The sequence below is a fragment of the Rhodococcus sp. NKCM2511 genome, assembly GCF_014905595.1.
Taxonomy (GTDB): Bacteria; Actinomycetota; Actinomycetes; order Mycobacteriales; family Mycobacteriaceae; genus Rhodococcoides; species Rhodococcoides fascians.
In genome coordinates this window covers 110,726-123,328 of record NZ_BNHJ02000003.1, presented here as the reverse complement: position 1 = coordinate 123,328, position 12,603 = coordinate 110,726, and the positions used below count along the sequence as shown (strand labels likewise).

Here is a 12,603-nt window from a genome sequence, read left to right as displayed (position 1 = left end):
GTTGTCGAAACTCAGCCGGTACTGAGCTGGAAGGCCAACGGACCGAGCGTGACGAACACACCGACGGCTATGGCAATGACGATCGAGACCAGATCATCGGTACGCCGGAGAATCCTCACCACGGCGACAAGACCGACGATGACCAGCACCGACAGCACCAGTGCCACCCATGGCAACACGTCCCACAGCTGCTCGAAGCCCTTGAACAGCAGCGCACCGACGACGATCGACACCACTGCCTGCCCGATGAGCACCAGCCACTGCCGAACCGCGCCGCCCTTGCCCTTGACCGGGGACTTGTCCTTGCTTCCCGTGTCCTTGCTCGCCGTGTCCTTACTCGCCGACTTGCGACGATCGGCACGCGAGCCGGTACTCGCGGTGTCGGCGGTCTTCGGGTCGGCGGTCGTCGAGTCGGCAGGGTCGTCGTCGGTGGTCGGCTTCGTGAGGTCGACCACCTCGGGTATGACCTGAGTGCCGGCCTCGTCGGCCGATTCGTCAGTGGCCTTCTCGTCCGCGATCTTCTTAACAGCGGTCTTTTTGTCGGCGGTCTTCTTGTCGTCGACCTCGTTGTCGCGCGTGATGCGCGGGGTGACCGCGGTCTTCGCCAGGTCGTCCACCTCGACGAGAGCGGCATGTGGGCTCTCCACGAGCGGCGCACGCGAGGTGACGTCGGTCTTGGGTTCCGCGGATTCGGTCGAACGCGGCGGCTGGAATCCCGCCGATCGGCGGGCCCGTCCCTGCTCGGCCTGGGTCGCCCCGTACGGGCGTCGCTCCGATCCCTGCGCGGCAGGAGCAGCGGGCCGCAACCCGCGCGCGGTGTCGTCGTGCGATCGATTGAGCAGGTCTCCGGCGACGGTCGTGGAGCCCGACAGCAGTTCCGGTTCGGGCTGCTGCTTGTCGCGCTTGCCTGCCGGTTGGTACGGGGTCGGGCGGGTGCTCTGGGGCCGGGCCGGTTGCGGCGTGGACGCCGCGGTCGTGTTGCCGTCGGATGCACTGCTCGTGGGCTCGTTCGCAGCGGTATCGGGAGCTTCGTCCCGCGGCTCGTCGACGACGGGTGCGCTGCGGTCGCCGGGTTCGTCACGAACGACGGGAATCTCCCCGGTCAGTTCGGCCACGGAGATGCCGCCCTTGACGCCTCGTCGGCGTCGCCCTCCTGCCGTCAAGTTGGTCTTCTGGCCGTTTCTGGCCAACAGCTCGGCGACCGAGATCTGCCCGGTGTCTTCCGGGTTGGCGTCGCTCATCTCGAACTCCCCACCAGATCGCCGTCGGCTTCGGTGTCCAGCTTCCTCAAAATCAAACCTTCCCTCAGCGCCCACGGACAGATCTCGAGTGACTCCACCGACAGTGCCCGCATGCTCGCCTCCGCTACCAGCGCCCCGGCCACCAGTTGTGGTGACCTGTCGGCACTGATGCCTTCCAATTCTGCACGGTCGGCGGCCGTCATCCGCGATATGAACGCGATGAGTTGCCTCAGACCGCTCGCCGTCAGCGTTCTCGTCACTCGCGGACCGGCCGCGGAAGGCGCAGCACCGGTCAAGCGAGCCAACGAACGAAATGTCTTCGACGTTCCCACCGCGCGGTCCGCGTCGCCCGCAGCCAACAGTTCCTTGGCCGGTGTCGCGAGTTCGGCATCCAACCAGTCACGAAGCACGGCGATACGACGCTTTCCCGGAGGATCCTCGTCGAGCCAGTCCCGGGTGAGGCGACCGGCACCGAGCTGCAGGGAGAACGCCACGTCGGGATTCTCGTCGCTGCCGCTGGTCAGTTCCAGCGATCCGCCGCCGATGTCGAGTCCGAGGATGCGCCCGGCGCTCCAGCCGTACCAGCGGCGCACGGCCAGGAACGTCAATCTGGCCTCGTCCACGCCCGACAGGGTTTCCAGGGCCACTCCGGTCTCGGCGAGAACACGCGCGAGAACGTCGTCGGAGTTGTAGGCGTCGCGCACCGCGGAGGTGGCGAACGCCATCAGTTCACTGCAACCCGACCGGGCGGCGATGGCGGCGAACTCACGCACCTCGTCGACGAGCCGATCGGCACCCGCAGGAGTGATGTTGCCGAACGCGTCGGTGTTCTCCGACAGGCGCAACGTCGCCTTGCTCGAGCTCATCGGCGTCGGGTGTGCGCCACGGTGTGCGTCCACTACGAGCAGATGCACCGTGTTGCTACCGACGTCGAGCACCCCTAATCGCACAACCCCACGGTACTGGGTCTACCGTCGTCGTTTGTGACAGCAGGTCGTGAGCAGCAGTCGTTCGCTGCAGAGGTCGAGTTGGATTTCCCGCGGGAATGGGTCGAGTTTCCCGACCCCGACAACGCCGAACATGTCATCGCCGCCGATCTGACGTGGCTGTTGTCCAACTGGACCTGCGTGTTCGGCACCCCCGCATGCCAGGGCACCGTCGAGGGTCGCCCCGACGACGGATGCTGTTCGCACGGCGCGTTCCTGTCCGATGAGGACGACAAACGCAAGCTCGACGAGTCGGTGAAGTTGCTCACGCCGCAGGACTGGCAGCTGATGGACAAGGGTCTGGGCAAGAAGGGATACGTCGAATACGACGATCTCGACGACGAGCAATCTCTGCGCACGCGGCGGTACAAGGGTGCGTGCATCTTCCAGAACCGACCCGGGTTCGAGGGTGGCATCGGGTGCGCACTGCATTCGATGGCGCTGCGCAAGGGCATCGAACCGCTCGAGGTCAAGCCCGACGTGTGCTGGCAGTTGCCCATCAGGCGCACCCAGGATTGGGTGACGCGTCCCGACGGCTCCGAGATTCTCAAGACCACCATCGGCGAGTACGACCGACGCGGTTGGGGCGAAGGCGGACTCGATCTGCACTGGTACTGCTCCGGCTCACCCGACGCGCACGTCGGAGCCAAGCAGGTGTTCGAGTCGTACAAGCCGGAATTGACCGAGCTGCTCGGCAAGGCCGCGTACGAGGAGTTGGCGTCCCTGTGCAAGCGTCGCCGTGGCCTCGGTCTGATTGCCGTACATCCGGCCACTCGTGAGGCCCAGCGCCGGTAGAGCGGCTGGCGCCGCACGTGAGTGGAAACTCGTAGCCCACTACGAGTTTCCACTCACATGCCGCAGGCTCTACCCCTCGAGCTTGTAACCCAGACCGCGCACGGTGACAAGGTGTTCCGGCTTGGCCGGGTCGGTCTCGATTTTCGACCGCAGTCGTTTGACGTGCACGTCGAGAGTCTTCGTGTCGCCCACGTAATCCGCGCCCCACACTCGGTCGATCAACTGGCCTCTGGTCAGTACCCGGCCGGAGTTGCGCAGCAGGTATTCGAGCAGGTCGAATTCCTTGAGCGGCAACGTGATCTGATCGGATCCGACCATCACCACGTGGCGTTCGACGTCCATCCGCACCGGCCCGGCTTCGAGCACTCCGGTGTCGGTGCCGCCGTCGACCTCGGCGTCACTGCCGCGACGCAGTACGGCGCGGATACGAGCGATCAGCTCACGGGCCGAATACGGCTTGGTGACGTAGTCGTCGGCACCGAGTTCGAGCCCGACGACCTTGTCGATCTCACTGTCACGCGCGGTCACCATGATCACGGGAACGCCTGAGCGCGAACGCAATTGCTTGCACACGTCGGTGCCGCTCATTCCGGGAAGCATCAGGTCGAGCAGCACGATGTCCGCGCCGGCACGATCGAATTCGGCCAGAGCCGACGGTCCGTCGCCGACGACGGTGGCCTCGAACCCCTCTTTGCGGAGCAGGAAGGCCAGCGGATCGGCCAACGACTCTTCGTCTTCCACGATCAGAACGTTGGTCACTGATTCTCTCTTTCTGTAACCGCGGCGTCGTCTTCTTCTTCGAAGTACGCGGGGATCTGGAGGGTGAAGGTGGATCCGGTGCCCAGCTTGCTCCACAGCGAGATGCTGCCGTTGTGGTTGGCTGCGACGTGTTTGGCGATGGCAAGGCCCAGGCCTGTGCCGCCGGTGGCCCGCGACCGAGCTTTGTCGACGCGGAAGAATCTCTCGAAGACGCGTTCCTGGTCCGCCTTGGCGATACCGATTCCGCGGTCGGTGACGGCGAACGCGACGTTCGATCCGCGCAGTGCCCTACTGACCGAGACGGGCGAACCGTCGGAGGAGTACGCGATCGCGTTCTGGATGAGGTTGGCCAGGGCCGTCACCAGGAGCGCCTGGTCGCCGAGTACTTCGAGCCCGCTCGGGTGATCGGTGGTGACGGAGATGCCCGCGTTCTCGGCAGCGAGTTTGGACCGGTCCATCGCCTCGTTGACGACGGTGTCGACGTCGACCACTTCCAGGTCGGGCAGTTTCTCGGCCCCCTGCAGACGCGACAGGGCGATCAGCTCGGTCACCATGTTGCCCAGGCGCTTGGATTCGGCGACGACCTTGCCGCCGAAGTGCCGGACGGAATCGGGATCGTCGGCGGATTCGAGCAGCGCCTCGGCCAGCAGGCTCATCGCACCGACCGGCGTCTTGAGTTCGTGACTGACGTTGGCCACGAAGTCGCGACGCGTGGCCTCCATCCGTACCTGCTCGGAATCGTCGTCGGCGAAGAGAACGACGAACCGTCGGTCTTCTTTGCTGAGCAGTCTCGCGACGCACCGGACGGCAATCTTGTCGCGGCCGGGCCGGGGGGCCTTGGCACTGAGATCGACTTCGACGGGATTGCCGTCGGACAGCACTTTCGTCGCCGCGGCCCACGCCCGCTCGTCGATGGAACGGTTACGCACCAGACCGAGCTCCTCGGCCCGAGGATTCGACAGCACCACGTCGTGAAATTGATCGACGACGGCGATACCGCTCTCCGACGCCAGCACGATCAGGTCCAGTACCTGCGACATCGTCAATCCGGAGGTGGCGCGGCGGCGCTCCGAGTGTCGAGTGTTGAGGTACGGGATCAGAACACCGCCGACGAGGTATCCCACGAAGGCCGCGGCAATTGCCAGTAGTACGGCCGATGCAACACTCACACCGGAATCGTACGTTCGATGGACGGCTCACATACGCAGGGTGCAGGCATTTCCCTGGTCGTCATAGCCCTCGTCGGCAGTGTTCTTCGTTCGTTCACCTGCAGTTTCGACAAACTGCCGGTTTGTGCGTGGCGGAGTTACTTACCGCCCTGGTTTGCCACGGCAGCCGCACCCGCAGCCGCTGCTTCCGGATCCAGGTAGGTGCCACCCGGATTGGTCGGCTTCAGCTTGCCGTCGACCTCGGTGAGGTCGTACTGCAGTGGGATGCCGGTGGGGATGTTCAGTTCGGCGATGTCCGCGTCGGAGATCTCGTCGAGGTACTTCACGAGTGCACGCAGCGAGTTGCCGTGTGCGGCGACGAGCACGTTCTTGCCGGCCTTCAGATCGGCGACGATCGTCTCCTCGAAGTACGGGATGAGCCGTTCGACGACGTCGGCGAGGCATTCGGTCAGCGGAACGCTGTCCAGGTCGGCGTAGCGGGGATCGGCGTCCTGGCTGAACTCGCTGCCTGCCTCGATGGCGGGCGGCGGCGTGTCGTAGCTACGACGCCACAGCATGAACTGCTCGTTGCCGTACTTGTCCTTGGTCTCGGCCTTGTCCAAGCCCTGCAGTGCGCCGTAGTGACGCTCGTTCAGACGCCAGTCGCGCACGACGGGGATCCAATGCCGCTCGGCCGCGTCGAGCGCGAGGTTCGCGGTGCTGATCGCGCGGCGCAGCAGCGAGGTGTACAGCAGGTCGGGCAGTACGCCCGCCTCGGCGAGGAGCTGGCCGGCTCGCTTGCCCTCGGCCTCGCCCTTCTCGGTCAGTCGCACGTCGACCCAGCCGGTGAACTGGTTGGACGCGTTCCATTCGCTCTCGCCGTGACGAAGCAGAATCAGGGTTCCGATACTCATGTGGTCAGTTTCTCATGCGGGACGCTGGGGAGTGGAGCCTGCGGAACGACCTAACGCTGGGGGTCGTGGCCCGCGTGCGACGAGCACGCCGACGACGACGATCATGACGACCGCGGTGAGGGTGATCGGGATGGGGATGATCGGGTCGAACAACACGAGCACGGCACCGACCGGAACTGCGATGTTGACGACGCGATCCGCGTGGGCGCGGATGGCGATCAGCCACACTCCGAGGACGAATATCGCAATCGGCACCGTGACGGTGAACGACGCGGCGACGTCCCCGAGCTTGCTGTGTTCGGTGAGCACATCGATCTCGACCTCGATGCCGGCCGAGAACGCGCCCGCCGCGGCGAAGATGAAGTAGTGCGTGTAGCCGTAGATCAGCGAGTTGCCGAACTTTCCGATGGCCCGGTGATGCGGCGGCCAGAAGTAGATCCACCACAGACTCGCGGTGACCACGAGGGTGAGGACGGAAATCGAGATCAAGGGTGCCAGCGCCGTCTCGTCGTGCAGCGCTTCGATGATGGCGTTGGCCGATGCGAGCAGACTCTCGCCGAGCAGTATCAGCGTGAACAGCCCGTAGCGTTCGGTGATGTGATGCGGGTGCCATGGCGTCGACCCGCTGCGTTCGGCGATCAGTGGAACCGCCATTTCCGCGGCTGCCAACACGAAGAACAAGACGACGGCGGCTGTGCCGTCGAACAGCACCAGCCAGAGAATCCACAGAACTTGAACGCCCGCAATGCCTGTCGCGTATGTCAGTGCGGTCTTCTTGTAGTCACCGGTCCGAGACGCTCGAACCCATTGCGTCACCATCGCCACGCGCATCACGACGTAGCCGAGCACCACGACCGCAAAGTCCTTGTCCACGAACGCTGATTCGACTCCGGCGGCGAGCACCAGCACGCCGGCCATCTGCACGACGGTCAGCGTTCGATAGAGCCAGTCGTCGGTATCGAAGGAGGTGGCGAACCACGTGAAGTTCATCCACGCCCACCAGATCGCGAAGAACACGAGCGCGTAACTGAGCAGGCCGTCGGCGACATGGTTCTCGGTGAGCGCGTGATGGAGTTGCACCGCCGCGATACTGACGGCCACGACGAACACGAGGTCGAAGAACAATTCGAGTGGACTCGCCGCGCGATGCGGTTCGTTCGGATCGCGCGGACGCATCTGTACCAGCCGGGCCGAGGAAAGATTCACGAAGGCAGAGTAAGGCATCCGATTCGCGAATGTTGTCGTGATTGCGTTGCCGTAGTTGCCTTTACGGACATTTCGGGCAGGGTCGACGGTATGGCGTTGGCAATGCACGGAACCTCCCACCCTTTTTGGCGACCGCACGCCGGGGTTCCGCGCATAGCGGGGGTGCGAGGTCCGGAGAAAGGGTGTGAGGTTGCGGGACTACTCCCCCAGCGCCGCCCCGATCTCGCCGACCCGAGCGCCCACGCTCTGATCAACCTCTTCGGTGTCGACGAAATAGCGCCGAAACACCGAGCGCATCAATTCGATGACCTCGATGTGTTGCCTGATCGCAACAGCCGCCGACCGTTCCTCACCATCGGCCAGTCGCTTGAACTTGCGACCCAGCTGTCGAGCTGAAGGAAGCGTTCCGAATGCGTCGAGATCGACGAGAAACTCCGTCTGCTGCACCATGCCCTCCAGGTGGGCGATGTACGTGACGCATGCAGCGTCGCACTGCGCCGCAACACCTTCCGGTATATCCAAAATTCCGGCTGCGGCCTGATCCGACGAGTGTCGCCAGTTCTGCATCGAGTCGAACAGATCCCCGGGGTTTTGTCCCACAGTCATACCCTCCAGTTCAGTTCGAGATAGGTGGGAGCGATGCGCGCGTACTGCTCGCAATATTCTCGATTTCCACACACGGATCTCTTGCTGGCTCGCTCGCCGCGCGAGTGTCGAGGACGAAATACACCAGACCCTTCTCCACCTCGAATGCCATGCCACAACTTCGTCCGGCGGGGCGATCGGCGCGGAGGAATTGGTATCCGCCGAGAGCGTCGACCTTCGAGAATTGATTGAAGCGGTCGTTCGCCTCCAGATCGTCCAGCGAGTGGAAGCCCGAGAACGCGCCCAGGAAGTACCACGATCCAGGGTCAGGGTCTGTCCAGATACACGTCTTCCAGTCGTTCGACAGCGGGGCGTCTCCGAACAAATTCGTGGTCTTGCTCCCCACATCCAATCCCGCGGCATCGACGGCATTGTCCGGGATGGTGCAGGGGTCCCAGGGCTCGGTGGCGATCGGCGCAACGCTGGTCGACGTCGGCAACGCAGCATTCGGTGCACTCGGCGTCGACTCACCACATCCGGCGACCAGCATCATCAGTCCGACCACACCCGTCACCCAGCGCCCCGTTGCTCTCACAACTGGTTGGACGCGGCGAGCACCCTCTCGGTTCCCCGGCAACCTCACACGCTTACTACCAACTGCGCGCCCCCGCTCACTCAGGAGCGAGGGCGCGCAGTCGACAAATACGGTGTGAGGTCACCACCAAGCGGGCATCAGCCGCAGTTCGACGGTGCCGGCTCTCCTCGGAATCGTGCGTCCACGTACGCGTAGGCCTCGGGCAGTCCGACGATCGATCCGCTGAAGTGCTCGGCGAGTGGATACGCCCGGAACTGCACGGTTGCTCCGGCTGCGCAGTAGCGGTCGACCGTCTCCTTCACCGGCGCGAACGGGGTGATGAAGTCGTTGATGCCGTGCCAGATGTACACCGGGGCCGTGGGGACGCCGTCGTAGTCGACGAGACTGTTCTTCTTCAGTACCGCCTGCGCAGAGGGCAGGGACGCGATGTCGACGTTCGACAGATCTCTCGCGCTCTTGAACGCTCCGCCGATGATGATGGGGCGCCTGCATTCGTTGCTCACGCGATCTCGCAGGGCCAGGCCCGCTGCATTCAGGTTCTCCGAGACGGGGAATTCGGTCGGGTATTCACGTTCGAGTCCGAGTGATGCCGCGAGTGCCATTCCGAAGGCGGGGTGCGGAATCGCGCTGTAGCCCAGGTTCTGTGCGATCAATCCCAGGTCCGCCGGAGTTCCACCGTGCACGCTGGCCACGATGTTCAGCTCCGGCGCGTAAGTGGGTGCCATGGCACCGGCCCACGAGGTCGCCAGTGCGCCTCCCGAGTAACCCAGCAGTGCAACGGGACTGTCCTTCAGCGGCAACTGCTCGAAGTTCTGCACGGCCCGCACACCGTCGAGCGTCAAACGACCTTCGTACTCCGCGGCTCCGTAGGCTCCGGTCGGGCCGAGGTAGTCCGGCACCGCAACCGCCCAACCGCGGGCGACCATACCGACGTACAGGCTCGGCGATTCACCGATCTCGTATGTGAAAAGACCATGTGACGGTGCACATTTGACGCCCAGGGCATTGATGACGGCTTGATAGGACACCAGTGGGGTTCCCGCGCCCTTGCCTCGCGGCATCAGCACGGTCGTCACCGCGGCGACGGGTGCGCCTGCGGAGTTGGTGGACCGATATTTGAGTTGCCAGATGTCGGTGTTGGGGTACATCCAGGCGTCGGCCCGTCGGCTGGCCAAGATGTCACCCGGCGCGTGATCGGCGATGTCGGCCGGTGCCGCGTAGAAGACGTCCGGATCCGGGGCCGTCGGCGCGGGAGCCGCCGAAGCTGTTGTGCCCACTGCGAACAGGGACGCGCAGAGCGCCACCAGGATGGACCCCAGGGTAAAGAATTTTCGGATCACAGCGAGCCTTTCGGGTGAGCAAAATCGAAGATCACGGGACTACGGGAAGAGAGAACTGGTTGATCGGATCCGTCGAGGACACGGTGACGTCCGCTGGGCCCGGCCCACCTGCGAAGGACGGATCCGTCGCGGTGATCTCGACGGCGACGCGATGACCGCGGTCGAATCGATGGACGATGCTGGGCAGCGAGATGGTCACCGGTTCACCGGATCCGGTGAGTACGGCGGGTGCAAGGAGTCCGTGAATCGGGCTCCGCGCACCGTCGGGTGCTACGTCGAGCACGGTGACGAAGACGGTCGCGGGACCGGACACCGTGGGACCGATGGACAGTTCCGGTGCGCCGACGACGTCGATGGGTTCGGTCAGTGGCGGCGTCGTCCAGTTCGCGGCAGAGCCGGGTAGCGAGACCCGCGGCACGGGCAACTCGGCCGCGAGATTCGGCAGTCCGAACGTGGTGGGCATCGACGCACCTGCACCCCGAATCGTCTGCGTCCACACTTCGTTCGACGAATCCCCCTCCGCCAGTGATCCATTCGAAAAACGGAACGTGCGGCGAGCACCGACGGGAAATGTCTCGGATTCGACGTAGGCCGGCGACGCGACACCGGTATAGGGCACCCAGTCCCGGAAGTAGGTGAAAGCCGGTCCTGGGTCGACGTCACGATCCTTGAGGTGTCGGTCGAGCCAATTGCCCACCAGTGCCGCTTCGTGCTGAGTGAACGGGTCGGGGGCCTTGATGTCGAACTCACCCGGATAACCCTTGCGATCGTTGTGTCCCCACGAGTGCCAGACCATGGACGTTTCCACTCCCCGCGCCCGCAGGGCCTCGAATGTAGCTGCGGCCTCGTCGAGACTGAACAGCGAATCTTTCTGCCCCTGCGTGAGCAACACCGGCACATCGACTCGATCGAGATAGTCCACCGGTGAGACATGACGCATCGCCGCCAGAGTTCCCGGGTCGGGTTCGCGATTGGCCGTGAAGGCGGACGCGGCGTCGCACACCCACTGGGCGTAGTTCGGGCACCCCTGTGCCCGTGCCGGATCGACGGCGTATCCGCCCGGTCCGGTCAGAACGGCACCGGCGGCCAGAAATGCCGAACCGAACACGCTCTTGACCGGCCCGACGGATCTGCGGCCGGCCCCGTCCGGTGCCAACGACCGCGCCAGATCGTTCCAGGTGATCATCGACGCGACGGTGTCCAATCGTGGATCGACCGCCGCCGTCGCCAATCCCGTTGCGCCGGCATAGGAACCGCCGAGGTAGCCGACGCGCGGGTCACCCGGCGCGTCGAGGCGAACCACATCCAGTGCGGGGGCGGCCACCGTCCGTGCGGGATCGGTGAACACCCCGCCGCTCGCACCGGCGAGATAGCCGATCAGAACCGATGCGGCCATGCCGTCGTAATCGGGATCGGCGAAGTAGATCTTGCATGTCGAGCCGCCGAAACCCAGAGCCGAGTACGTCAGAACCACGTAGCCGTGAGTGGCGAATCTGGCAGCGGCACCGGCCTGGTCGTCCTTGGATCCGCCGAAACCGTTGCTGGTCAGAATGGCTGGAGCTCGGTGGTCCGGTCCCAGCCCGACAGGAACGTACACATCTCCGACGACGGTGCAGTGCTGGTCGTGTTCCGGCCCCACTACGACGTCGAAGTACCGAGTCTGCACCGAGAAGTCGCCGAGCGTCTGCGGTGCCAGGACCGGAAGATCCGCTGCATATCCGGGCGCGGAAGCCGCGACCAGTGCCGTCGTCACAGCAGCGACGACGGTTGCCAGTCGTCTCATCGGAGGCAGTTCGTCGGCGGCGCGACACCCCGGAACCTGTTGTCCAGGAATGTCAGTGCCGCGGGAAGGCCCTCGAACGCAGCCTGGATGTGCTGCGGTGCGTGCACGACGTCGAACTGCAGTGTGGCACCACTCGCGCAGTACCGAGCAGCAGTGTCACGCAACGCACCGATCGGAATGAGCGGATCGTTGTCGCTTCCCCACAGAAGTGTGGGTGCCGTCGGCACACCGGCGTACTTGACCAGACTGTTCTCGTCGATGATCTGCTGCGCCTCGGGGCTGTCCACCAACGACGTAGTGGTCGAGACCGCCAGCGCGCTCTTGAAGGCTCCGGTCGCAAGGATCACCGGCGTGCACGCATTCGACACCTGATCCTTCAACGCCAGACCGGTGGGATTGAGCTGCGCGGTGATCGGCAGGCGATCCGGGTATTCGCGTTCGAGTCCGAGGGCGGCCGCGAACGCGAGACCGAATGCCTGATGGGGCTGAAAACCCAACGCGCGAGCAATGTTGTCCAGATCCGCAGGCACACCCCCGGCTGCGGCACCCACGATGTTCAGCTCGGGTGCATAGCTGGGAGCGAGCGCCGCGGCCCACGCCGTCGCCATACCGCCGCCGGAGTAACCGGCCATACCTACCGGACTCGCTACCAAACCGAGTTCCGGCACGCGCTGTGCGGCGCGGACGCCGTCGAGCGTGATCTGTCCGCCCAACTTGGCTGCGCCGTACGCACTTTTCGGCCCGAGGTGGTCCGGTACCGCCACGGTCCATCCACGCATCAGCGCGAGGTTGAGAAATTCACGTTCCTGCACACCGGTCGTCGGGTCGGCACCGAACAGGGACTCCGACGGTGCGCACTGCAATCCGAGCGCATTGACGAACGGCTGATACGACAGCAGAGGCCCACCGGGTGCACGGTTCGTCGGTGCCAGAACCGTTGTCACTGCGGCGATGGCGTCGCCTCGGGAATCGGACGACCGGTACTGGAGCTGCCAGATGTCGGCACCGGGATACAGGGGGCTCGAAAACCGCCGACTGGCAACGACATCGCCATTGTTCTTCCCGTTCAGGTCCGCAGGCGCCGCATACAACGTGCCGGGTACCGGGGCCGGATCACCGGGCGCAGCCGACGCATGGGGAGCAGATACGAACAACAGCGACATCAACCCGACGACGAGTGTCGAGGTCACGAGGGTGCGAAACATGGTGTAACTCTTCTCGATTTCGATCGGCCCGAACTCCTGGTCCGGG

General features: G+C 64.6%; 12 protein-coding genes. 1 reads left to right on the top strand and 11 read right to left on the bottom strand.

Annotated elements, in window-relative coordinates; all coding sequences use genetic code 11:
* Positions 1–11: 11 nt before the first annotated feature.
* Together JLZ96_RS20000 and JLZ96_RS19995 are read right to left on the bottom strand one after the other, a co-directional pair.
* On the bottom strand, positions 12–1,241 hold the full coding sequence (locus JLZ96_RS20000) for a hypothetical protein (RefSeq protein WP_094652028.1): 1,230 nt from the start codon (positions 1,239–1,241) through the stop codon (positions 12–14).
* Positions 1,238–2,191, bottom strand: coding sequence for a Ppx/GppA phosphatase family protein (locus JLZ96_RS19995; protein ID WP_032365208.1), 954 nt, complete (start codon positions 2,189–2,191; stop codon positions 1,238–1,240). Before JLZ96_RS19995 ends, JLZ96_RS20000 begins: the two co-directional genes overlap by 4 nt.
* A 33-nt stretch (positions 2,192–2,224) precedes the next feature.
* On the opposite strand from JLZ96_RS19995, the gene JLZ96_RS19990 reads away from it, so the two are divergent.
* Positions 2,225–3,022 carry a hypothetical protein gene (locus JLZ96_RS19990; RefSeq protein WP_027498360.1) on the top strand — a complete coding sequence of 266 codons (798 nt, stop codon included), beginning with the start codon at positions 2,225–2,227 and terminating at the stop codon, positions 3,020–3,022.
* 69 nt (positions 3,023–3,091) lie between these two features.
* Here JLZ96_RS19990 and JLZ96_RS19985 read toward each other — a convergent pair whose 3' ends face one another.
* The 9 genes from JLZ96_RS19985 to JLZ96_RS19945 all read right to left on the bottom strand — a co-directional run bounded on the left by JLZ96_RS19985 (position 3,092) and on the right by JLZ96_RS19945 (position 12,557).
* Positions 3,092–3,781 carry a response regulator transcription factor gene (locus tag JLZ96_RS19985; protein ID WP_027498361.1) on the bottom strand — a complete coding sequence of 230 codons (690 nt, stop codon included), beginning with the start codon at positions 3,779–3,781 and terminating at the stop codon, positions 3,092–3,094.
* Complete coding sequence (locus tag JLZ96_RS19980) at positions 3,778–4,950, bottom strand: cell wall metabolism sensor histidine kinase WalK (protein WP_027498362.1); 1,173 nt, start codon at positions 4,948–4,950, stop codon at positions 3,778–3,780. Before JLZ96_RS19980 ends, JLZ96_RS19985 begins: the two co-directional genes overlap by 4 nt.
* 137 nt (positions 4,951–5,087) lie before the next feature.
* The gene (locus JLZ96_RS19975; RefSeq protein ID WP_201011093.1) at positions 5,088–5,843 is read right to left on the bottom strand and encodes a phosphoglyceromutase; all 756 of its coding nucleotides are present in this window, start codon (positions 5,841–5,843) and stop codon (positions 5,088–5,090) included.
* A gap of 12 nt (positions 5,844–5,855) precedes the next feature.
* Positions 5,856–7,019, bottom strand: coding sequence for a low temperature requirement protein A (locus tag JLZ96_RS19970; RefSeq protein ID WP_051365418.1), 1,164 nt, complete (start codon positions 7,017–7,019; stop codon positions 5,856–5,858).
* Between the two features lie 228 nt (positions 7,020–7,247).
* Positions 7,248–7,655, bottom strand: a complete 408-nt coding sequence (locus JLZ96_RS19965; RefSeq protein WP_201011092.1) for a hypothetical protein — start codon at positions 7,653–7,655, stop codon at positions 7,248–7,250.
* A gap of 10 nt (positions 7,656–7,665) precedes the next feature.
* Positions 7,666–8,208, bottom strand: a complete 543-nt coding sequence (locus JLZ96_RS19960; RefSeq protein ID WP_201011091.1) for a DUF3558 domain-containing protein — start codon at positions 8,206–8,208, stop codon at positions 7,666–7,668.
* A 158-nt stretch (positions 8,209–8,366) separates the two neighbouring features.
* Entirely contained in the window at positions 8,367–9,548 is a 1,182-nt protein-coding gene (locus JLZ96_RS19955; protein ID WP_201011250.1) for a lipase family protein, read from the bottom strand.
* A gap of 52 nt (positions 9,549–9,600) precedes the next feature.
* Complete coding sequence (locus JLZ96_RS19950) at positions 9,601–11,352, bottom strand: CocE/NonD family hydrolase (RefSeq protein WP_201011090.1); 1,752 nt, start codon at positions 11,350–11,352, stop codon at positions 9,601–9,603.
* On the bottom strand, positions 11,349–12,557 hold the full coding sequence (locus JLZ96_RS19945; RefSeq protein WP_032369919.1) for a lipase family protein: 1,209 nt from the start codon (positions 12,555–12,557) through the stop codon (positions 11,349–11,351). Before JLZ96_RS19945 ends, JLZ96_RS19950 begins: the two co-directional genes overlap by 4 nt.
* Positions 12,558–12,603: the final 46 nt, after the last annotated feature.